Source organism: Deinococcus indicus, from assembly GCF_002198095.1.
Classification (GTDB): Bacteria; Deinococcota; Deinococci; order Deinococcales; family Deinococcaceae; genus Deinococcus; species Deinococcus caeni.
The window spans coordinates 20,448-41,933 of sequence record NZ_NHMK01000023.1 but is presented as its reverse complement, the minus strand read 5'-3'; the positions used below and the strand labels follow the sequence as shown (position 1 = coordinate 41,933).

Here is a 21,486-nt window from a genome sequence, read left to right as displayed (position 1 = left end):
TACGCCGTTAAAGATCAGGAGGTCGACCCGTCACAGGCCTTTCACTTGTTCCCCGTTCTTCAGCCGGCTGGGCAGTTCTCGGCTGAAACGGTGCACGTTCAGGAGCAGCGTCATGCAAAAAGTGGCCCAGGTGTCCAGCGTGCTGTTCTTGGTTCTCCTGCTAATCGCGGTCGTGCTTCTCTTCTCTCCAGAGCAGAGAAGTAAGAACGAGGAGTGGATCGCTACGCTCCTCAGTCCGCAAGTCTTTGCCGCCCTGATTGCCGCTACGATCGGTTCGACCTTCACAGCTTGGCATGCCCGGAGCTTGGAAGTCGTCAAACAGGCATACAGCAGAGACAATCAGGCCAACCAACAAATCATCAGTGAAAACCTGAAGAGATTTGAATTCAAGATGCAGCAGGAATTCGCTCAATTCCGGGCATCCTCAGAGAATGAAGCGAAATACGAGATGCTCCGCCGTTCCGTCCTGGACACGGCCCAAGCTCTTGTACCAAGAATCGTGGAAATTCTTCAGGGATTGAATCCGGACGGCCATGTGGCGCCCTGGTCACCAGAAAAGATGACCGTTGACGACCCGGAATCGAACAAGCGGGACACCACCATGTTCCGGATGTTCCGGTTTTTCGGGGCCTACCGGCGCTATCGGCGAATCACCGATTGGGAACACCCCATCGCCCACGACCCATTGATCTTCTTTTTCGAGGAGAAAATCGAGCCGGTGTTTGCCAGCGGTGGGTATTCGCCGAGCACCAGGGAGGGCACGGTTATCTGGCGCGAAACCATCACGCAGCTTGGCCTGTTAATGATCGATTCAACCCTGGATAAATCCCGCCCGGACCTACTTGACTGGCTATCATTCTGCCAGCTGCTGAAGGATCAAGATCCGCGCGGCGAGTTCCTGCGCGCCCAATGCCGGCGGGTGAGTCGCTTCCTGGCCGCGCCATACGAACGCCAGAATCACTCTGCCGTCCGGCTGGCCCTCCTCGGGGTGTACCTGTACGACCTATGCGCCACGTGCGAGCCAGCGCGCAAAGCCCGTCTGAAGGGTCGGCGCGAGCAGTGTCTGGCACACATCCTCGACCACACGGCCCCCGATGACTCGCTCTTTCTCTATGACAATGGGAAGAACCATGGGAATAAAGGTCCGACCGACCTTCAACGGCTGCGCCAGACATATGAATCCAAAAAAATGATCAGCGACGAGGCGCCTCCCGTCCGGTTTTTCACGAAGGACGGCCAACTGACGCGAGATAACTTTGAGCGTTCCTCACCCAACGGACACCCAATGGGAAAATGACAACCCACCGCAGATCCGACCGCTGGTCCTTGAAGACCGGTGTGCGCCCGGCCACCACGCATCCCCTTCATCCAGCGTGCCGCCGGTTCATAAACGCGTTCCCACTGAAGTTGGTGCAGGTGTTCGAACGGCACGGCTGGATCTGGGGCGGCCGCTGGTACCACCACGACACCATGCACTTCAAATACCGCCCCGAACTCACCGGCGCGGACGCCTGCCAGAACAGGTAGGGCAGGTGAAGGGGGCGGAAGCGCTTGTCATATACAACTGAATGAACGCCTTCGAATTGCAAAACGAGCACCTGTTTTCAACAGCCGGCTGAACTACGGCGTCCAGTACCCTCTGAGCGACGAGTTCCGGACCGTCAGACTGGTCCGGTCATAATCACGGGCACTCGACGCGTCCACACTCACTGCCAGCGTGTTCCACCCCCGCTGAAGGCGAAGATCGAGGTCGTACTCGCTGGAACTGGTGTACCAGAACTCTGGCTCTTCCCTCGAACTCTCGCACGCGGCCCGGTACTTCAGCGCCACCGGCCGGTCGGCATAGATCAGGACAGACGTGACGCTCTCACTGTACTCAGCGATCGAACTGCTGCCTGAAGTGCGTTCCTCCAGCCAGTGGACGAGTCCCACCGACTGGACCACACCCCCCTCACGGTACGTCGCAACGAGATCCGCCTGCGCCACGCGGGCACGCGGGTCGCTCAGGCTGTACGTGGCCGTGCCACATCCGGCTGCGAACAAGGGAAGGTCAGGTACAGTCGTGAGCAGGGGGTCATCCAGACGGTCCGGCAGCGCGAGCCGGACCGACGAGTTCCTGACCGTCACCGCCGCGCCGACCGGCGTCCCGGACCCCTGATCGTCTTCGTCCCAACCCACGCGCGCCCGGACCGTCGTCCCCGCCACCTTCCACGGCGTCCGCTCCTCCCCCTCCCACGCGGCCTCGTCCAGCCTGAACGTCAGGACGAACGGCGAGGCGGTCGGCGGCCCCCCGCCTCCCGCCTCTGCCAGTCCCAGCACAGAGGCGGCCACCATCACAAGCCACCTCCTCCCCCGCCAGGTTCCCCGTGTGCCTGCTGTTGCCCACCCCGTGGCTCTGTGCATCGCTTCCCTCCCGTGCGCGCCGCCTGCGAACCGTCCTGCCGGCCAGAACAGTGAGGCTGAGGCTCCTTCACCGTACGCCCTCACGGGGAACCGGCGTCACGCTGGGACGGGGCGTCACACTGATGGTCGCATCGTTCGCTTTGTCGCCTCCCTGGCCTTCGGGATCCGTGGCACGCCAGGACACAATTCACGCTATGCTGCATGCACCCCGGAGGTCACCGAAGCATCTGACCAATGGGAACACCCCCCGCGCGGCCGGCAAGCCGTTGTTCGCAGAGGGTGTACGCAAGTCACAACTCGAAGTGTTGTGCGGATTGGGAGATCCGCAGGCATCGGCCTGTGCTCAGGATACGCGTCTGAGCACGCCCGGTCAACGGACCGGGCAGGGACGTCATACCCCAGGATGCGTTGGAGCACCTTCATGAGCACCGAAGACCTGGTCATCGTCAGCCAGCCCACCGGCAGCCGCACCCTCGCCCTGCGCGAGTCCTACCTCGCCATCTGCGACGGCGACAGCACCAAAGCACTCCTCCTGAACGCCAACGAACGCTGGTACCGCTACAAGCTCAAGGAACGCGAACAGTCCCGCCACCGCAACCGCGTCTCCCGCGACGCAGGTGAACCCGAGCACGCCGACGAGGGCCTGTGGGTCTTCATGAGCGGCGAGCAGTGGGCCGCCGAGATCCTCGGCGTCGCCGAGGTCAAGAGCGTCCGCCGCAAGCTCGACAGCCTGGTCGAGCAGGGCTTCCTCAAGGTCCGCGACAACCCACACAAGCGCTGGGACAAGAAGAAGCAGTGGCTGTTCATGCGCGGGAAGGTGCAGGCGGCCGTGGACGCCTGGGCGGCCGCCCGGGCCAGCCTCCCCGACATCGAGCCCGGCCCGTCCGACGATCTTCCCCCCGAAGGTCCGGGACCGGGTCGCCCGGAAAACAGCGGCCCAGCCGATCAGGACACGGCGGCCACTTCCATTCGGACAATTGTCCGGATGCAGGAGGACAGAGTGGAGTCTCCATCCGGACAATTGTCCGAATGCACGCGGACAAAAGGGAGCAGCAATACCACAGGGTTCCTTCACAGGGATCTTTCCCTGGAATCTTTCTCAGGTGGTGAACACAACGTTCCTAGTGACGCGCGCGCGCACACGCCTGCAGAACCCACCGCGCCCGTGGCCGAACCGACCACCGCGCCGGTCACCACCACGGTCGCTGCGCGAGAAGCCCTCGGGGGCCTGAGCACACCCGTCGCCGAGGTGGCAGTGGTGTCGCCTGACGGCGAGGCCGCTGACGCGGCCATCACGGACACGGAACTGGACTTCCTGTTCGGGAATCAGGCTCCGGCCACGCAGGAACCGGAAACGGTCACTGAAGTGCAAGAGGTTCCGGGCGGCCCGGCGGCCTCGCGCGGCGCACAGGAAGCCCAGGAAGGCCCCTCCGACCCTGATCTGGCCCCGCACGACCCGGAGAGCACCCGCCGGGTGCTCACGCCCGCCCTGGGAGGCCCGAAGAAGTTGACGGCCCTGATGAGCGAGACCCCCCCTGGCCTGAAGGCCGGTTCCCGGCAGGACTGGGTGACCCGCATCCGCCCGGAGCGCGCCGGGCAGATCATCGCTACCGCCCGCCTCGAAGCGGGTGCGGATAACCCCTGGACGTACATCATCCGGCACCTCGACCAGGAGATCGGCGCGCAGATCCGGCACGGAACTGCCGGGCAGGGCTCCGTGGCCGTCGTTCCGAACGGGGCGTCTCTCGATCCGGCTGCGCCGCTGGAGGTCGTAGCCGACGTGGCTCCGACCGACGGATACAGCGTGGGCGCACGCTGGCAGGCTCGCAGTGGCGGCGAGGTGATCACTATCGCCCGGACCAGCCAGACCCCCACCCGCAACGGTAGCGTGACCCTGTACCACCTGAGCAACGGCCAGGAGCTCAAGGCCTTCGAGCTCATGAGCCGCTACGACCAGCTGAAGGCGAGTGCGTGACGGTCGGGTTTTGAGCAAGAGACTCTCTCCAGGTCCACGCTGCTCAGACCGTGCATTGTCTGATGGACAACTTCCCTGGAGCTTCCGGGGGCAGGGAGATAGGCGTCAAGGTGAGTCTTATAAATCTGAGACTGGAATGGTGCTCTGTTCCTTGACGAGGCGTCAGCGCGTTTGAGGACTGGATTGGCGAATTCCGAAATCAGGGTTGCTTGGCTCCTGGCGACTGATAGCGGCCGATGAGCAGGAGTTCCTGATGTCCTTGCCTGAATTCGCCAACACAGTTTAGTTCCAGCCAACTACCAGCGTGCCGGTCAGATGATCTGGGCCATGCGTTTGTTCAGCATGACCTGTGGATCAATCAACTGGGCATGCGGGCCTGTCAGGAGGGCGTGATACTCCTCCCAGTCTGTCTTGCGGAGGAAAATCTCAAGCACTTCATGCGTCAGACGGAGTAGTTGTGTCCGGGCAGGTGAGGGAACGCTCAGCTGATCAGCTGCCGACGGGAACGCGGCGTCCACCCGGAGGGTCAGGTCGCTGGGTTGCTCTTCAAGTTCCTGGTAGAGGTCGGCCAGGATGATGGCCGCAACGGTCGTTGCGTAGTGGGCATAGGATTCAGTCATCAGCGTCTCCCGGGATTCACAGCTTTGAGCGGAATGACCCAGCTCGGATCGAAGGTCGAGGTCGTGCCGAGGAATTGCAGTGCGCCGCCTTTCCCGGCCGTCGGGTACGCCGCGGTCGTCAGTTCATGGCCGAGGAGTAACTGGTTGTTCCCGGAGATCCGGGGAACGATCCGCTGCTCCAGAGCGCTGATCGGGATTTTCAGCACGATATCGGGCAGCCCTTCTGACTTCGTGTACCAGCGCCCTTCGATCTGGGCGAGGTAAGCAATCTCGTTCGCGTCCTGGGGCATGACATTGGTCATGTAGCCAGGCCGTTCGATCTTCCCGGCGGCCGTGTAGTACTTCAGGTCGTCGCTGTGCATCGCGCGGTACACGTATTGAGCGTCTTTCAGGATGTCGTCCAGTAGTGCCTTGTACTCCAAACCGAGCGCCTGATCCTTGGCCAGTTGTCCGGGCGTGGCGTTCTTCAGTGTCGTGGGCTGCCTTCCTTGATAGAAGCTGTCCAGTACGGCCCCTCTCGCGTTCATCTCAGCTTGATAGGCCTTTTTCTGGGCGTCCGTCGGATTCACGGGAAGTCGTGGCAGCGGCTTGTTGAGGAACTCCGCCTGTGCTGGGGTCATGCGGCGTGTCGGGATCGGTTCCTTGAGTTTGATGCGCAGGAGACGGAGCGCGAACTGCGGTTTGATGCTGACACCGTCGATTTCTCGCAGACCCGCTCGCACGGCCGCCGCGGAGTAGGTGTTGATCAGGGAGAGGAGTTCTCCCGGGTTGCCCGTCTTCTTCAGGAACAGTTTGAGTTCGAGAGGATCTGGCACCTTCTTCATCAGGGTGATCAGCGTGCTCACCTTGACCCGGTCGACGCTTTGAAGCGTGATGCGGAAACTGGTGAGTGGGTAGTCATTCAGGGCGCTGAGGAGCTCGGTGGGACTGTCGGTCTTCACGAGGAAGCCTTTCAGTTCAGCCGGGTTCGGTACTTTCTTCAGGAGGTTGCCGAGGATCTGGGCATTGTTGTTCTTGACGCCCCGGGCGACCAGGGTATCCATCAGCGCCTGATACGTGGCCTTGTTGCCGATCTGGGCGACCAGTTGCTCTTGGGTATACAGGCCACGCAGCGCGGTCGTTCTCCCCGCGCTGGCACGCACTCCAGCGGCGCTGGCGACGGCCAGCACGGCCTGCGCGATCATCGTCAGGAACGCTTTGGCGGCCACCTTGATCTGCGTGGCATTGCCCTTGGACGTCCAGGCAGTCCGCAACCACGTCCCCCCAGCCTTCAAGGCCGCCATGCCGGAGGCGACCGCCCCGGCACCCGCAATGACGGTGATGATGCCCTGGAGGCCCACCGCCAGGAATTTCGTGATGGTCGTGGGTTCGGGCGCAGCTGCCAGTGCCCCCACCAGCAGTTCCGCCCCGATCAGCGCGGTGGTCGTCGCCAGAATCACGGGCCAGTGCTGTTTGACGGTCTCCCACGCCTCGCCGAGCACTTCCTTCACGTACTGAGGTGATTCCAGGACGGAGCGCATGATGTTCGCGCCTGGACTTTGCCCCATGGCGGTGTTCACTCGCGCCAGTGCGCCCCCAGTGATGGATCCGGACTGAACGGTGCCTGCCAGCGTCTGCGCGTACGCCGCGCCGGGAATCCAGAGCAGACTCCCCGCCTTGAGGGCCTGACCCGACTGGAAGGCGCCCGTCCCCCGCTGGCGGTTTACCTGCTCAAGGACGTTCACGTAGTACCGCAGGTCCTGCCCTGGACGGATCAGTGGTCGGTAGTACCGCTCTGCCACACCGATGGCCGTGCTCTGCTCCGCCACCCGGATGAGCCGGGAACCCGGGTCCGGCAGGTCGGTCGTGACGCGAACGGTCTGCAACCAGCCGTTCAGACCGGACGGCAGGGAAACGCGACTCCAGCCGTCCGAGGTCTGGCTGATCACGCCGACTTTCGTGCCGACAGGCACCGGACTGGGGGTCACCTTCCTGGCCTGTGGATTGGGTTGCTCGCGGAGGTTTGCGCCGTCGGAGTGCTTGATGATGCCGACCCGGCCGACGCTGACGAGTGGCGGTGCCTGGAGAGCAGGTGTGCCGGCTGCCCGCCGTTGAAACGTCGTGGTCGGTGTGAATGCGGGACGTGTGCGGCGCCGACTGGTCGCGGGTCGGTCCACCGCAGGCATCCGGGCCGCCAGGCGCGCCCCCATGGTCTGCGCTTCGCTTTCCAGGCCGGCGTCCGGGTCGACGCCTGGGCCGACCTTGCCTCGACTCTGCTGCACGGTGTGCGTGACCTCGTGCGCCAGCAGTTCCAAACCGCCCCTCGTATTCGGATTGAACCGCCCCGCCTGGAAGAAGATGTCCATGCCCGTCGTGAACGCGATCGCGTTCACTCCCTTGGCCAGCTTGTCCGCTTCCGCATCGTCATGGATCCGCACGCGGCTCAGGTCGTGGTTCAGGCCCTGCTCCAAGTGACGCTGGACCGCTTCCGGGAGGGGATTGCCGCCCCCACGCTTGGCCTGGATTCGTTGTAGGACGGGCTGGGTGGCCTCGGCGTCCAGTTCAGCCAGTTGCCTCTGAAGGGTCTGCAGGGTGTCGAAGTTCAGGGCGGCCCGGTCCTGGGCCTGGAAGCGTTGCAGCGCCTCGTCGGCCGCGCGCTGCAACGGCAGGCGTTCCGCCGGGGAAACCAGGCCCAGCATCACACGGGATACCGGGGCACTCACGGCGTGCCGTTGCAGGGTGGCGAGGTGCGTCCCGTACGCGGCGTACCGGGCTGCTGGCTCGCCACGGTCCGTCCGGAAGCCCTGCGCGAGCGTCTGGGCCACCTGCCGTTGCAACGCCGTGAACTGCGCGTGGGCGCGGGCGTCCAGCGGCTGCCCCTGCACCTCCTCGGCGCGGGCGCGCATGACCGTCACCCAGTCACCGGGCGTTGCGGGCCGGGCTGGAACCTCCGGCTGCGGCTGGCGTTGCAGGGGGGCGACAGGGCCGAGTGCGTCGACCTGCCGCTGCAGGAGACCCCGCTGGCCCTCCAGGCGGGCCTGTTCCTGCCTGTCCAGGGCGGCGGCGCGCAGCGCGGGCGCCGCCACCTGCCGCTGGGCGGTCTGCGGGCGGGTGGTGTGCCGCTGCAGAGCGCGGGCCTGGGTGTCCAGGGACTCGGCGGCTGACGGCAGTTCCGCCTGGGCGGCGCGCCGGGGCAGGCCCGCTTTCCGCTGGAGCTGGTGGACACGCTCGGTCATGCCCGGCAGGCTACCCCACAACTGACCGTGAGGTGAGCTTATTTGCCCGGCCGCTCAGTCGGCGGCGTGCTGGGCGAACAGCTCGGCCTGCTCGATCACGGTGCGGCTGGCGGTCTCCTGCTTGTCTGGCGGGTACCCGTGCTTGCGCAGCACCCGTTTGACCATCCGGCGCAGGTTCGCGCGGGCCTGTTCCCGCAGGTGCCAGTCGACGGTCACTCGTTTGAGGGAATAGAGCTATCTGAACTGAAATCTTTGCGTGTTGCGTCAGCTTCCCCGAGTGCTATTCGTATCAGTTGAGATCCAGAAAGGGGCTGGGCTCGCCGACGTGGGTGACAAGGAGGTGTTCGCGCGCACGGGTCAGCGCGACGTAGAGCAGTTGCCGTTCCTGCTGTAAGGCGGCCTCCCGGTCAGCCGGGTCCTCTGTGTCCCGTAGAGCTGTCGGGGATGGCAGCACTCCGTCGGAGGCGTCGCTGATGGCGACGGCGCGGAATTCGAGGCCTTTGGCGCGGTGCATGGTGGTGAGGGTCAGGTGGTCGGGGCGGTGAGCGCCGTCGCCTTCCAGGGTCTGGACGGGCAGGTCGAGAGCGGCCTGGAGGGCTGCGGCGCGGTCGCCAGGGCGGGCGCGGGTGAAGACGGCAACTTCACCGGGGCGCAGGCCACTGGCGAGCCGGTCGCGGATCCAGTGGGTCAGGCCGGCCAGTTCTGCGGCGCGGGTGTCGTACCGCTGTGTCTGTGGGACGGGGCCGCTGAAGCGGTTGGCGGTGCGGCGGGATTCGGGGAGGTCCTCTTCGCTGCGGACATCGCCGAGGACGCGGTCGGCAACGTGGCGGATCTCCCGGGAAGTGCGGTAGTTGATGCGCAGGCGGCTGGAGCGGCCGCGCACGTCGATGCCGCTGGACAGCCAGGAGTGCCGGGCGCGGTAGATGCGCTGGCCGGGATCGGCGCACAGGAACAGGTCGTCCGGTCCCGTGGCAGTCAGGGCGCGCAGGAGGCGCAGTTCCGCTGGGCCGAGGTCCTGCGTTTCGTCGGCGACCACATGAGTGAACGGAAAGGGTCGGGCGGCGAGGGCGTCGGCGACGTCGTGGCAGAGCAGACTCCAGGTGGTCTGTCCGGAGGCGCGCAGGTCAGCCTGCATGGTTTCGAAAACGGTCCAGGCGGCTTTGCGTTGCCGCGCGCCGAGGGGCACGCCGCGGCCGGTGCGGGGGGCGGCGCGGTAGTCCTCCCAGGTTCGCAGGCCGCGCGGTTCGATGATGGCGTTCCATTCGGCCCGCAGGAAGCTCAGGGGGAGGTCGGTACCGACTGTATGGGCAGCGCGGGTGAGGGCGCCTGTGACCTCGTCATCCCGGAGTTGCTGGTGGGGAAGGTGGAAGTCGCGGGCGAGTTGCAGGGCGAGGCGGTGGAGGTTCAGGACGGTGACGCGTTCACGCGTGCGCGGGTCGGGGAGCAGCAGGGTGAGCTTCTCGGCCAGGCGGGTGGCGAGCGTGCGGCTGTAGGAGGTGAGCAGTAAGCGGGCATCCGGGCGCTGGGCAAGGTGGGCGGCGCGGTGGAGGGCCACGACGGTCTTGCCGGTACCGGCGCTGCCGGTCACGCGGACCGGGCCGCTCTGGGCGCGCTCGGCGAGGTGCCGCTGGGCCGGGTGGAGGAACACGGTCCACTCCTCCCAGCGGCCGTCGAGTGCCTGCTGGAGGTCGCGTTCGTCGGTGGTGAGACGGAAGTGCCGCTGGGCGTCCGGGTGGGCGTAGGGGTCGCCCCCGGTGGGGACTGGAACAGGCGGGAGGACGAGTTCACCGTCCATCAGGGCGAGCAGGCGGTCGCTGGCCTCGTCGGGCAGCACGCCGAAGAGCGTGTCGAAGTTCTCGGTCGTGGCGTGGCGGACGGCGTCGACGTACGCTTCGGGTACGCCAAGGGACATCAGGTAGCTCGGTTCATGCTCGCGGAAGAGAAAGGTCTGGGTGTGGGTGACCTGGCGGGTGACGACCTGGGTAATTTCTTCGATGTCGATGAGTTGCATGGCGCCGGTGACGGGATTGGCTTGCAGGCGGCGGCGGGAGGCCCAGTCGTACGCGGCGTCGTGGTGGTCGGCGTGCAGGAGGACGAAGGTGTCTCCGCTCTGGTGGAGGATGACGCGCAGGTCTCCGCTCGCGGAGACGCTGCGGATGCCGGGGTCCTGGACGGTGCGGTCGAGTTTGTGGAAACGCAGGCTGGCGCGGGGTTTGCCCTGCGAGGCCAGGTCGAAGTAGAGGTCCATGACGGTGGTCTTGATGACCTGCTGGGACTGCGCGTCGAGACGGTCGATGCTTTTCTGGAAGGTGCGGGCGGGAATCAGGCGCATGGCGGGGTCCTTACAGCAGGTCGTGGAGGCGGCGGGCGACGTCGGCGGGATCGTCGGTCAGGTGAACGGTGAGGGCGCGTGTCCCGGGGGGGGCGGTGTCGACGAGCAGGACGTCACCACCTGCGCGGCGCCAGAGCATCAGGGCGCTGTGCCCGGAGACGCGTCCCGCGACGGGCAGGTCGACGTGGACGTCGCTGGGGGCGGGTACGCCGCAGCTGGCGAGCGCGGCGGCCCAGGCGGTCCAGGTGGGGTCGAGCAGGTCGAGCAGCTCTGCCCAGTCGGCGTCCGACTGGGCGGTCGTCGGGGGCGCGGCGGCGGTCGTGGCGGTGGGCAGCGACTCGCCGAGGTGGACCGGGTCGGTCCAGTAGGCGCTGACGGGTGGCGCGGCCGGTGGGTCCACCGGGGGCGCGGGCTCACCGGTGGCGTCTGCGGCGGTTCGCTCGGTGAGGGGCACGCCGGCGGCTGAGAGCCCAGGAACGAGCAGGTCCAGGAGTGAGCCGCGTTTGGGCGGGGCGCCCGCGGTGAGGATCAGGTGGTCGCGGGCGCGGGTGAGGGCGACGTACAGCAGCCGGCGCGCTTCGGCGTCTTCGCGGGCGCGGCGGCGCGCAGCGATGAGGGTCCAGGGCACGCTCGCCTGCTGATCGCGGCGCAGGCCGACACCGAGGTCGGCGTCGAGGAGCAGGTCGGCCGTTTCGGGAGGGGGGGACCAGTCGAGGTTCGCGGTGATCACGACCGGCCATTCCAGGCCCTTGCTGGAGTGCATGGTGGTGAGCGTGACGGCGTCCCCGGCTTCCAGAAGTGGGCGGGGAACGTCCACGCCCGCGTCGAGCGTTTCACGCAGCACCTGGACGACGGTGAAGGTGTCCTCGTGCTGGCGCTCGAGGTCCTGGACGAAGTCCGTGAAGCCTCGCCAGTCGGCACTTCTGCGCTCGGCGTCCCAGAGGTTCGCGAGGACGGCCGTGTACCCGGTGAGGTAATCGGCGCGGCGCAGCAGCGCGCTGGGAGGTTCGTGCCGGGCGAGGCGGCGCAGGTCGGCCATCAGGGTCCTGGACCGTTCGAGTCGGGGGTCGCTGGAGGCGGCGAGGGCTGTGAACAGGTCACTGTCACTGGCGGCGCGCACGAGGTCCCAGATGGCGGTGTCGTCCGCGCCGCCCAGCGGGGAGCGCAGAACGGCCACCAGGGCGGCCGGGTCGTGGTGGGAGGCAGCGGCGAGCAGGGCCAGGCCGTCGCGGGCCTCCTGGGTGGCGAGCAGGGAGCCGGTGCCGGCCTCGTGGACGGGGATACCGGCGGCGGCCAGGGCTTTCCCGATGGGTCGCAGGGCTGCCCAGCCGCGCGTGAGGACCGCCACGTCACCGGGACGCAGCGGTCTGCCCAGCCCGGACTCCGGGAGGGCGAGCAGGGCCTGCACCTGCGCGGTGATGTGCGCGGCTTCGGCGGCCTGGGCGCGCGCTTTGGGTTTGGTGTCGCTCAGGTGCCAGGCATGCGCGGTGACGCCGCCCGGGGAGGGACGCTCGGCCTGCAGGGGCGTGTGCAGCGCGCCGAGCAGCGGCCCGAAGATGCGGTTGGTGACGTCCACCAGACCGGCGTGCGTACGGAAGCTGCGGTCGAGGGCGACCGAGGCGCCGCCGGCCTCCGTGATGCGTTTCCCGGCCGCGCGGAACAACGCCGGATCGGCGCGCCGGAATCCGTAGATGCTCTGCTTCTCGTCGCCGACGAGCGTGCGCCGGGCGGGCCCGGCCAGCCGCTCGAGCAGTTCGGCCTGCACGGGGTTGGTGTCCTGCGCCTCGTCGATGAGGTACGCCTGCCAGCGGGCGTGGTAGTGCGCGAGGACCGCCGGGTCGTCCAGGGCGCGCAGGGCTTGCACTTCGAGGTCTGCGAAGTCCAGCAGGCCCGCGCGGCGTTTGAGCTCGCCCAGCTGCTCCTGAACGTGTGTGAACGCCGCCTCGAGGTCAGGGAGCGCCGCGGCGAGCCACTCGTCGGTGCTGCCCGGGGCGAGCATCAGCAGCCCGGCGTCGAGGGCACTGCTGAGCTGTGCGCGCAGGGTCTTGACGGCCTCCTTGACGAGAGGGAGCGCGCCGCCCGGCCAGGCCTTGGCGCTGCCGCCCGTCAGGGGCAGGGCGATCAGCGCCTCAGCCGCGCCGCTGGGGTCCGGGCCGGCGAGGTCGTCGAGCAGGGTCAGGGCGCGCTGGCGGACGTCCTCGATGCGGTCCCCGGCTTCCCCGGCGTGCGCGTGGAGAGTGGCGACCGCGCCCTGCCAGGCGGGGTCACCGGTCAGGGCCACGTAGGCGTCCGTACGGGCCCGCTGCGCCCAGTCTTCCCAGGGGCCGCGGCCCACGTCGAAGGCCCGCCGGGTGAGCAGGGGATCGTCGAGCAGGGCAGGTAGCAGCGCCGCCACCCGCGTGAACGGCAGGTGCCGGAAGGTGCGGGTAGGCAGCTGGGCGAGTGCGGCGCGCAGGTGCCGGGACCGCCACACGCGCGCCTGCCCGGCGTCAAGCACCGCCGCGTCCGGCCGGACGCCCGCCGCGCTGGGATGGTCGCGCACGATCCGGGCGCACAGCGCGTGGATCGTGCCGATCTGCGCCGCTTCGAGTTCCGCGAGCGTGTCGAGGTCCCCGGGCCGTGAGGCGAGAACGCCCCGGCGGATGCGGGCGCGCAGTTCAGCGGCGGCCTTCTCCGTGAAGGTGGTCGCCACGACCTGCAGCGGCGAGAGGGTGTCGAGGTGATGCAGGTAGCGGGAGACCAGCATGTGGGTCTTGCCGCTGCCCGCCCCGGCCATCACGGTGACACTCCCGGGGGCGTGCGCGGCGGCGCGCTGGGCGTCCGTGAGGCTCATGCGCGCCCCTTGGCGAGCAGGCGCTCCCCGCCGCGGCACACGCCCGTCCACGGGCAGGTGCGGCAGGTGCTCAGCGCCGCGTCCGGGCGGGGCGGGAACGCGCCGGTGGCCAGGGCGTGACGGACCCGCCCCGTGAACGCATCGAGTTCCGCCGGGACGAGCTTGAGCCGAGCGGTGACCGCGCCGGTCTTCAGGGACACGTACGCCGCGCCGCCGAGCGGCGCGCCCGGGTACAGGGCCGGCAGGGCCGCCTCGGCGTACAGGGCGAGCTGCACGTCCAGGTTCAGGCGCCCCGCGCTGTCCTGCACGCCGGTGGGGGCGCTCACGCCGCTCTTGTAGTCCACGAGGTGCAGCCGCTCGCCGAGCCGGTCGACGCGGTCCACGACGCCCCGCACCTGCAGACCCCGCCACGGCGCGGCGAAGGGACGCTCGGCCGCGATGGGCGCCGCGTCCGGCGCAAGGAAGCCAGCACCCTGCACCGCGCCGCGCAGCCCACCGAGGACGTCCTGACGCTCGTGCGTCCACTCGGGCGTCTGCGCCCAGCCCTGATCCGACTCGGCGCGGCGCAGCCCCTCGTCGAGCGCGCCGAGCATCACCTCCCGCACGTCCCGCCCGGGAATCTGGGCGGCCGCGAGGGCGGCGTGAGCGAGCGCCGCGTGCCGCAGGCGCCCCAAGCCGAGCGGTTCGCCTTCCGGCGCGTCCGGCTTGAGACGCAGCGCGTACTCCAGCCACCAGCGGAACGTGCAGCGGCCCAGGACCCCCAACTGAGACGCGCTGAACGTCCACTCGTCCGGGTTCAGGGCCAGGCCGGTCAGGCCGTCGAACTCGTCATAGTCGGGCGCACTGATGCGCCGGACCTCCACCGCGTGCGCCGCCTGCACGCCCGGGAGCGTGGCGTCCACGTAGCCGCCCTGCCACAGCGCGGCGCGGCGCGCCTCTTCCGGACTGCAGGCCACGTCCGGCGCCGCGACCCGGTCCAGGGGAAGCGGCGCGAGAAACGGACTCGGATGCCCTTCCCCGCCCGGGCCCACCCGTGAGTAACTGACCGTCAGGTGCCCCGCCGACGCGAGAACCGCCCAGAACGTCATGGCGTCCCGCCGCGACAGGGAAGCGGCCGTCTCGACCGGGGCGTGCCCGGCCGCCGCCAGGTGTCTCCGCTCCATGAAGTCCAGGGCCGGGTCGTCCTGCAGCCGCGCGGGCAGCGCGCCGTCCACCGCCCCGAGCAGGAACACGTGCGGCACCTGCGCGCCCACCAGGCCCGGCAGGGTCAGGAGTTCCACGCCCTGCGTGCCTGGATCGGACGGCACCGTCACCAGGCTCAGCAGGTCCCGCAGGTCAGAAACGAACGCCTCACGTGAGAGGGTCTCCCCGGCCGGTTCCGCCAGCACCGTCAGTTCCGCCAGCAGGAAATTCACGGCCAGCAGATCCTGAGTCCTCCGGGCGCGGTCCGCCACGCCCCGCGACTCGATCAACGCCACCATCCGCCCGACCCACGCGCCGCGCGTGGCCTGCTCCGGCCAGTCGAACCCGCCGGCATCCATGCCCAGCGCCGCCCACGCCGCCGGGTCACCTGGCCGGGCGGCCTGCACCTGCCGCCACAGCGGCCCGTCCATGCCCGCGTCGAGGGCGTGGGCGAGCACGCGGGCCAGCGACGTGAAGCTCACGCCGTCCTCCACGGCCGCCAGTACCCGTTCCAGCCAGCGGCCCGGGCGGGTCCGGGACAGCGGGAGCGACGTGGACAGCCGCAGCGGCAGCCCGTACTCCTGCGCGACCGCCCGCACGCGCGGCGCCCATACGTCATCGTCCGGCACGACCAGCGCGACGTCACCGGCAGGCACACCGCCACGCACCAGACCCTTGACGCGCCGCAGCGCAGCCCGCACCTCCTGATCCTCATCCGCCGCGACGAAGAGCTCCCCGCGGCCCGCGCCCGGCTGACCCAGGAACGCACCCGCGAGACCCGGGGCCTCTCCCCCACTGGGATCCACCGTCCAGCCGCGCGCCGCGAGCGCCTCAGCGGCCCGGCGGTTCTCCTCGAAGTAGGCATGCTCAGCCCACGGCAGGGCCAGCACACTTCCCTCCGCGGCCGCCGCGTCCAGAAAGGCCAGTTCCCCCGGGGAGAGCCGCACGTACCCGAATACCGTCAGCACCTGCGGCGTGATCAGCTCCGCCGCGCGCCCCACCACCTCAACGGCATCCAGCAGCCCCTGACCGCGCAGCGCGGTGCGGTACGCGGCCGTCACGCGCGCCAGACGCGCCACGGCCGCCGAGCCCACCTGCTCGAGGCGCCCCAGGTCCGCCTGCACACGCAGCAGTTCCCGCACCGCGCCCGACAGGGCGCGGGCCGTCAACGCCGCCTCCCGTGGCGCGAGTTCCGCCTGCACGGCCCGCGTCAGCGTGCGGTGCGCCAGCGCCGGCGACGCGACCCCCTCCCCGGCGTCCAGCACCGCACGCAGCGCCAGCGCGTCCAACCGCAGCGGCCGCACGCCCAGCCGAGCTGCGGCGCGGCGGTTCAGGGTCAGCGCTGTCCCGCGCACCTCCGGCAACGTACTCGCTCCTAGCATGACGGTCCTCACGTCGCCCAGCATGCCTCACATCAGGCTGCAACGAACGCTACTCTGCCCGTCCCGCCGCCTCCAGCGCTCCGCGCAGGTGCCGGTACACCTCCCGCAACTGCTGCACGTCCCGCGGCAGCTCCCCCCGGAGGGTCTCGAGCGCCCCGAGCACGTGCGGCGCACCACTCGACCGCTCATCGTCCGGCAGCGCCCACTCCGGCAGGCGCAACTCCTCCAGCGGCGCGCGCCGCTCCTCGCTCCACGCCACCCACACCCGGGGTAGGTCGTACAGGTAGCGCCCCACTCCGAAATGCACCGCGCAGCGCTTGAGGGCGTCACTCGCCGCGGCCTTGAAGGTTGCCGCCTCCCCCTCTCCCGCCTCACCGACGTCACTGCGGGACAGGCCCAGAACACTCAGGCGGCCCCGCGCGACAGGGACGGCCGCCGGCAGGAATTCCACGTCGAAGGACCACCCGTCCGGGCAGACATCGTCGAGCCGGTCCATGACCGTGCGGGCGTCCACGTACGCCACCATCAGCGCCGACGAACGATCCCGGGAGAAGCTCTGCGCGCGCCATTGCACGCGCTGCGAGGGAAACGGCGCCGCCAGGCGCTCCTTGACATCGCTGTACATCACGCCCCGCAGCCTAGACCAAGGACTGACCTGGGCCGCACTGGCCGGGAGGGCACCGCCAGCCCGTTCATCTGCGCTCAATCGTTCGTAGTGGCGTGCCAGGGATCAAACAAGGTGACGCCGGTATCCTGGAAGTCCTGGCCGGCGCGGGTGACCAGCGCCAGGCCGTGCACCAGGGCTGTGGCGGCCATCAGGCCAGCCCGTTCAGGTTTCGTCTCCGGCACGTTCAACGCCGCGCACTGCCGCGCGATGGCGACCGTCACCGGCAGGATGCGCCCTGCGAAGGCGGGCAGCACCTGTCCTTCGAGCCAGGTCCGCAGTGCGCGGCCCTGCGCTGCGTCCTGCCCCTCCTTCAGCAGGAGGCCGAGTTCGAGTTCCTGTACCGTGACGACCGAGAGGTAGAGCTCGGTCGTGAGGACGCGCCGGGCCCACGCGGCGACGTTCGGATCGGCCCGGCCGGCCTTGACCTTGCGGAGTTCGGAGACGACGTTGGTGTCGAGCAGGTACATTCAGTCGAACTCCGCTGCCTGGGCGGTGGGGAACGTCACGGCAGGGTCGGCTTCGAGGTGGAGGAGGTCCACGATGGACATCTGACCGCCGAGCAGGGCTTCGTAGGCCTCGATGCTGAGGAGGACGTGACGGGGGCGGCCGCGTTCGGTGATGAAGACGGGTTCCTCGAGGGCTGCCTGGCGGGCCCTGCTGACCTGCTGGTTGAAGTCACGCGCCGTGATCGTCGTCATCGTCCCCTCCTGTGGAGCAACAGTACTACAGACGTGAGTAGGAAGCCGAGCTACTGCACGAATGAGCCAGACTCCTATCCACTGGCAGAGACACTGTAGTCCAGGCCTGGCCAACGGGGACGGAAGGCAGATATCTCCTCCTGCTGGAGCGCCGTGGGGATAACCTTCCTGACCTTTCATGGGCGGGACCCTATCTTCCGTCGGGCCCTCTCCTGGGGAGCGCACAGACCGTCCAGGTCGGCTGACCGGAAATCTGTTCCGATGTCTGATGTGATGGCTTTGAATGGTGATTTTAAAAAGAATGATGAATAAAAAACATCATCAGGAGAGTAGGGCGGAAGCCGTCCTAGCGAGCAAATTTTCAAAAATCTACTCAGAAACTACGGGAAAAAGCTGCCTGTTTCACTCGGAAACTACGGGCATCCGCTGCCGCTTTCCCTCAGAACATACGGGTGATGCCTCTGAAGCTCGCCTGTTTTTCCCTCAGAAGATACGGGAATCAGGAGAGGCGTTTTCCTCAGAACATACGGGTATGAAAGGCAGAGTGTGTTGAAGTTTCCCTCAGAACATACGGGCCGAGCAGTGCCTTTTTCTCGTCGATCCCTCAGAAACTACGGTAGAAGTAGTTCGCCTGCGCCCTTGCTGTCCTGGCCGCTGTTTTTCCCGGCCATCCCTCAGAACATACGGGACTGGCCGTTGGATAGTTCCTCAGAAACTACGGGAGCATGCCCGAGAGGTGAGTGCGCACGTCCTCCGCAACGGCGCGGACGGCCGGAATGCCGCCTGAGACGGCACGCGTGGCCTCACGCACGACGGCCCGGCCATCAAGCGTTCCCTCCGCGACCGCCTCCGTGAGCAGAGCCCTTTCCTGGACGCTGAGGTGCCTCATGGTGCCGAGCAAGGTCAGTTGGCGCAGCACCCAGTCGACCAGGGCCTGACCGCTCAGGGCGGCTACCCGCGTTTCCTCCCGGGCTTCCATGGCCTCGATCTCATCGGTGAGCGGTGCATTGGGGACGGTCTGCTTGGTGCCGGTCGCCGGAGCAGTCGGTGCCTCTGTTTTCGGGCGGGCCGGGACGTACCCGGGCAGGTCGGCGAAATCCTCCGGGCGCTGCACCATCGCGACCAGCAGGCCCCCGGGGTTGCCGACCGGCCGGGTTGCTGTCTTGACGTAATGATCGAAGCGGCGGGCGGCTTCCTCGATGCGCTCCGGGAAGACCGTGGACAGCCGGACGGCGACCCCGGACTTCACGCCCCTGAGACGTAGGAGTTCCGCGAGTTGTGGATGATCCCCCACTGGGGGCGGCCCGAACACGTACCGCACCAGCTTGTCGCGCCCCCGACCAGTCAGCTCGATTTCGGAGACATATTTCTTTGCCAGCAGCTCGTCATTGGCCGGCTTGAGCGTACGGGCGACGTTGTCGGCGCGGTCACTGAAGATCCCCAGGCGGTTTGCCCAGGCCATCAGCGGGGCACTGAGTTCCCGCACGAGGCCGTCAGGGGTCGAGTCGTCGAAATGCAGCGCGTCGAGCTGACGGTACACGGCCCGGACCAGTGGTTGACTGAGTGAGCGGTAGAAATTCAGATCCAGAGGTTTGATGTACCCGGCGCGCAGACTGTCCATGATGGGCGGTGCGAGCTGCACTGTGATGACGGAGGTACCCCGGACTCCAGTTTTCGAACGGGCGTACGAGAGGTAGTTGACCTGCGCGAATGACTGGGTCGTCCAGGTGTGCGGTCCCCGTACGAACCAGCCCTCGTCGATGGTGTAGTTGGCCTTGTTCAGGCGCACCAGGCTTTCCTCGAGGGAGCGGTAGTACTGAGCGGTGTCCGGGAACCCTGAAGCTTTGAGGAGGCCGTAGGCGGAGACCGTGAAGGGCCCGTCCGGCAATCCCGCCTCGAAGCAGAGGTTGACCAGCCCGACCATGAAGTCGTTATCCAGGCCATGGGGGACGACCTGATCTTCCGGGACGGAGCAGGTGATGACGACGGGGCGGCCGTCGGGCGTGAGAATGGATTTCTGCCAGCGGCGCAGGGTGGCCGGCACGGTTTTCTGCCCGCTGATCAGTGCCAGTCGGCCAAGGTTGAGCTCGTCGTAGCCGCTTCCGACATCCAGGACCAGTGGCGCGGCTCGCCTCGGTTTTCGCTCAGCCATGCCTGCATTGTAAAGAACAGCCAGTGGACGGGGAGAACGCCTCAGAAACTACGGGAAAGAGGCGGAGCTGATGCGCGAAGAACCGAGTGGGCGCGGGCCCCGGAGTTGACGGTTCTTTACGTTTAGGACGGTGCCCGGTGTCAGGTGCGCTGGCATGTTGCTCCCGGTTCGTTCCGGAACGAACCGGGAACACGCTATGGTCTGGGAGTGATCACCGCGACGTTTTTCAATCACGCAGGAGGAGCGGGCAAGACGTCGCTCACCCTCAACGCCGGCTACGAACTTGCACGCTCGGGGCTGAAGGTGCTGCTGATCGACCTCGACCCACAGGCCAACCTCACCACCTGGCTGGGCGTCGAGGATGCCGAGCTCCATGAGACGGTGTATCCGGTCGCGACCGAGGCCAGGGCGCTCCCGGTGCCGCGTGAGGTATTCGGACTGCATCTCATTCCGTCGCGGGTGGATCTGGCACTGGCGGAGGCGATCATGCCGGGCCGGATCGGAGCCGAGTTGTTCCTGCGGCGCGCGCTGACGGCCGTGGAGGGACAGTACGACGTGGTGCTGATCGACAGTCCGCCGAGCGTCGGGAAACTCGCCGCGCTCGGGGCGCTGGCATCGGACGTTCTGTTCGTCCCCATCCCGACCCGCGTCAAGGGTGTGAACGCCCTGCCTGGCCTGTCGGAGGTCATGCGGATGTACCACGGTCTGCGCCCGGAGCTGCGGGTCGGTCTCTACCTGCCGACTCTGTACGACGCCCGCCGTGGACACGACCGCGACATGCTCGAGCAGATCCGGTCTCACCTGTCACCGGTGTCCGAGCCCCTGCCGCAGAGGGAAGCGATCTACCTCGACAGCGCTCTGGCAGGGCAGCCGGTGGGTGTATACGCGCCGGGCAGTCCGGTAGCCGAGGATCTGCGGCAGGCGACCGCGAGCATCGCGCGGGCACTCGGGGTTGCTTACGAGGTGACGGCGTGAGTCGCCCGAAACGGGACCTTGGGAAGCTCTCCGGGCTTCTCACCGTGGCGTCTGACGCCGGGCTGGCACGTGCGGGCGCGCAACTGCTCAGGGTGGATCAGCTGACAGCCGGCACGGCGCAGCCCAGGCGGACCTTCGGGACGGATTCCCTGGAAAGCCTGGCTGCCAGCATCCGCGCTGAGGGCATCCTGCAGCCCCTGCTGGTCCGGGCGGTCGGCGGTCGGTACGAGATCGTGGCAGGGGAGAGGCGCTGGCGGGCTGCTCAGCTCGCTGGCCTGCAGGAGGTGCCGGTCCTGATCCGGGATCTCGATGACCGGCAGGCGCTGGTGGCGGGCCTGATGGAGAACCTGCAGCGTCAGGACCTGAACGTGATCGATGAGGTCGACGCGAAGCTGACGCTCGTGTCACTGGCTCTGGGTGTGACACCTGAGCAGGCGCGTGGCCGCCTGATGCAGCTGCTCAAGGAAGCGGAGGGACCCGATCATGCCCTGATGGACGGAGTCTTCACGCCGCTGGGCGAATCCTGGCGGAGTTACGCGAAGAACAAGCTCCGGATCCTGAACTGGCCCCCTGCCGTGCTCGACGCCCTGCGGGCCGGTGTGCCTCGCACGCTCGCGGCAGTTGTCGTCTCAGCGCCGCCTGAGCACCACGCTGCCCTGATCGCTCTGGCGAAAGGGGGGGCGACACGTGAAGAGCTGCTTGCCGAACTGAGGAGACTCTCCCCTCCTGCTGCAGCTGGCCGTGAGGAACGCGCATTTCAGGTAGGGCGTGCGCTCAGTGACCGGCGTTTCCTCGCGCAACTGGAGCCGCTCGACCGCCGAGCTATCGAGAAGTGGCTGGAACGGATGCCCGACGCGCTGAAAAACAGACTGGACTCGGAACTCGCTAAGCGGTAATAAAGTGCCTCTGAAAACTCTGTCAGTTAGCTTGGAGGGACCCAAGGAGTGCGCTGAAGAATGACCAGAACAGCATATGAGACGGATCTTACGGATTCCGAGTGGTCCATCCTCAGTCCGTTGTTTCCCAACAGTTTCCACTTCCCTGCTGATGTC

16 protein-coding genes are annotated in these 21,486 nt (G+C 67.6%); 5 read left to right on the top strand and 11 right to left on the bottom strand.

What is annotated here, in order from left to right:
* Positions 1-112: 112 nt before the first annotated feature.
* The gene (locus CBQ26_RS15160) at positions 113-1,297 is read left to right on the top strand and encodes a hypothetical protein (protein ID WP_088249482.1); all 1,185 of its coding nucleotides are present in this window, start codon (positions 113-115) and stop codon (positions 1,295-1,297) included.
* Positions 1,294-1,527: a M15 family metallopeptidase gene (locus CBQ26_RS22895; protein ID WP_088249481.1), complete on the top strand. Its 234-nt coding sequence runs from the start codon at positions 1,294-1,296 to the stop codon at positions 1,525-1,527. The genes CBQ26_RS15160 and CBQ26_RS22895 overlap by 4 nt, the downstream gene beginning before the upstream one ends.
* A 93-nt stretch (positions 1,528-1,620) precedes the next feature.
* On the opposite strand, the gene CBQ26_RS15150 is transcribed toward CBQ26_RS22895, so the two are convergent.
* On the bottom strand, positions 1,621-2,337 hold the full coding sequence (locus CBQ26_RS15150; protein WP_143342167.1) for a hypothetical protein: 717 nt from the start codon (positions 2,335-2,337) through the stop codon (positions 1,621-1,623).
* A gap of 487 nt (positions 2,338-2,824) precedes the next feature.
* Between CBQ26_RS15150 and CBQ26_RS15145 the strand changes: the two genes are divergently transcribed.
* Positions 2,825-4,378 (top strand): hypothetical protein, encoded by a 1,554-nt coding sequence (locus tag CBQ26_RS15145; RefSeq protein ID WP_143342166.1) that lies wholly within the window; start codon positions 2,825-2,827, stop codon positions 4,376-4,378.
* A 311-nt stretch (positions 4,379-4,689) separates the two neighbouring features.
* On the opposite strand, the gene CBQ26_RS15140 is transcribed toward CBQ26_RS15145, so the two are convergent.
* The 10 genes from CBQ26_RS15140 to CBQ26_RS15095 all read right to left on the bottom strand — a co-directional run bounded on the left by CBQ26_RS15140 (position 4,690) and on the right by CBQ26_RS15095 (position 19,459).
* The gene (locus tag CBQ26_RS15140) at positions 4,690-4,998 is read right to left on the bottom strand and encodes a hypothetical protein (RefSeq protein WP_088249478.1); all 309 of its coding nucleotides are present in this window, start codon (positions 4,996-4,998) and stop codon (positions 4,690-4,692) included.
* Positions 4,998-8,213 carry an eCIS core domain-containing protein gene (locus CBQ26_RS15135; protein ID WP_088249477.1) on the bottom strand — a complete coding sequence of 1,072 codons (3,216 nt, stop codon included), beginning with the start codon at positions 8,211-8,213 and terminating at the stop codon, positions 4,998-5,000. The genes CBQ26_RS15140 and CBQ26_RS15135 overlap by 1 nt, the downstream gene beginning before the upstream one ends.
* Before the next feature lie 54 nt (positions 8,214-8,267).
* Positions 8,268-8,429, bottom strand: coding sequence for a type I restriction enzyme endonuclease domain-containing protein (locus tag CBQ26_RS15130; protein ID WP_088249476.1), 162 nt, complete (start codon positions 8,427-8,429; stop codon positions 8,268-8,270).
* Positions 8,430-8,502: 73 nt separating this feature from the next.
* Positions 8,503-10,545: a 3'-5' exonuclease gene (locus tag CBQ26_RS15125; RefSeq protein ID WP_088249475.1), complete on the bottom strand. Its 2,043-nt coding sequence runs from the start codon at positions 10,543-10,545 to the stop codon at positions 8,503-8,505.
* Positions 10,546-10,555: 10 nt separating this feature from the next.
* The gene (locus CBQ26_RS15120; protein WP_088249474.1) at positions 10,556-13,378 is read right to left on the bottom strand and encodes a UvrD-helicase domain-containing protein; all 2,823 of its coding nucleotides are present in this window, start codon (positions 13,376-13,378) and stop codon (positions 10,556-10,558) included.
* The gene (locus tag CBQ26_RS22890) at positions 13,375-15,966 is read right to left on the bottom strand and encodes a PD-(D/E)XK nuclease family protein (protein WP_143342165.1); all 2,592 of its coding nucleotides are present in this window, start codon (positions 15,964-15,966) and stop codon (positions 13,375-13,377) included. Before CBQ26_RS22890 ends, CBQ26_RS15120 begins: the two co-directional genes overlap by 4 nt.
* 25 nt (positions 15,967-15,991) lie before the next feature.
* Positions 15,992-16,567, bottom strand: a complete 576-nt coding sequence (locus CBQ26_RS15110; protein ID WP_342351783.1) for a Rad52/Rad22 family DNA repair protein — start codon at positions 16,565-16,567, stop codon at positions 15,992-15,994.
* Between the two features lie 77 nt (positions 16,568-16,644).
* Positions 16,645-17,076, bottom strand: a complete 432-nt coding sequence (locus CBQ26_RS15105; RefSeq protein ID WP_088249471.1) for a type II toxin-antitoxin system VapC family toxin — start codon at positions 17,074-17,076, stop codon at positions 16,645-16,647.
* Positions 17,077-17,307, bottom strand: a complete 231-nt coding sequence (locus tag CBQ26_RS15100) for a type II toxin-antitoxin system Phd/YefM family antitoxin (RefSeq protein ID WP_088249470.1) — start codon at positions 17,305-17,307, stop codon at positions 17,077-17,079.
* Positions 17,308-18,022: 715 nt separating this feature from the next.
* Positions 18,023-19,459 carry a replication initiator protein A gene (locus CBQ26_RS15095; protein ID WP_088249469.1) on the bottom strand — a complete coding sequence of 479 codons (1,437 nt, stop codon included), beginning with the start codon at positions 19,457-19,459 and terminating at the stop codon, positions 18,023-18,025.
* Between the two features lie 207 nt (positions 19,460-19,666).
* On the opposite strand from CBQ26_RS15095, the gene CBQ26_RS15090 reads away from it, so the two are divergent.
* Both CBQ26_RS15090 and CBQ26_RS15085 read left to right on the top strand, forming a co-directional pair.
* Positions 19,667-20,434, top strand: a complete 768-nt coding sequence (locus tag CBQ26_RS15090; protein WP_088249468.1) for a ParA family protein — start codon at positions 19,667-19,669, stop codon at positions 20,432-20,434.
* Positions 20,431-21,330 (top strand): ParB/RepB/Spo0J family partition protein, encoded by a 900-nt coding sequence (locus tag CBQ26_RS15085; RefSeq protein ID WP_088249467.1) that lies wholly within the window; start codon positions 20,431-20,433, stop codon positions 21,328-21,330. The genes CBQ26_RS15090 and CBQ26_RS15085 overlap by 4 nt, the downstream gene beginning before the upstream one ends.
* Positions 21,331-21,486 lie beyond the last annotated feature (156 nt).

Bases quoted from the DNA above. Each gene is read 5' to 3' on its own strand.
- CBQ26_RS15160 (WP_088249482.1), top strand. From the start codon at position 113: ATGCAAAAAGTGGCCCAGGTGTCCAGCGTGCTGTTCTTGGTTCTCCTG.
- CBQ26_RS22895 (WP_088249481.1), top strand. From the start codon at position 1,294: ATGACAACCCACCGCAGATCCGACCGCTGGTCCTTGAAGACCGGTGTG.
- CBQ26_RS15145 (WP_143342166.1), top strand. From the start codon at position 2,825: ATGAGCACCGAAGACCTGGTCATCGTCAGCCAGCCCACCGGCAGCCGC.
- CBQ26_RS15140 (WP_088249478.1), bottom strand. From the start codon at position 4,998: ATGACTGAATCCTATGCCCACTACGCAACGACCGTTGCGGCCATCATC.
- CBQ26_RS15135 (WP_088249477.1), bottom strand. From the start codon at position 8,213: ATGACCGAGCGTGTCCACCAGCTCCAGCGGAAAGCGGGCCTGCCCCGG.
- CBQ26_RS15125 (WP_088249475.1), bottom strand. From the start codon at position 10,545: ATGCGCCTGATTCCCGCCCGCACCTTCCAGAAAAGCATCGACCGTCTC.
- CBQ26_RS15120 (WP_088249474.1), bottom strand. From the start codon at position 13,378: ATGAGCCTCACGGACGCCCAGCGCGCCGCCGCGCACGCCCCCGGGAGT.
- CBQ26_RS22890 (WP_143342165.1), bottom strand. From the start codon at position 15,966: ATGCTGGGCGACGTGAGGACCGTCATGCTAGGAGCGAGTACGTTGCCG.
- CBQ26_RS15110 (WP_342351783.1), bottom strand. From the start codon at position 16,567: ATGTACAGCGATGTCAAGGAGCGCCTGGCGGCGCCGTTTCCCTCGCAG.
- CBQ26_RS15105 (WP_088249471.1), bottom strand. From the start codon at position 17,076: ATGTACCTGCTCGACACCAACGTCGTCTCCGAACTCCGCAAGGTCAAG.
- CBQ26_RS15100 (WP_088249470.1), bottom strand. From the start codon at position 17,307: ATGACGACGATCACGGCGCGTGACTTCAACCAGCAGGTCAGCAGGGCC.
- CBQ26_RS15095 (WP_088249469.1), bottom strand. From the start codon at position 19,459: ATGGCTGAGCGAAAACCGAGGCGAGCCGCGCCACTGGTCCTGGATGTC.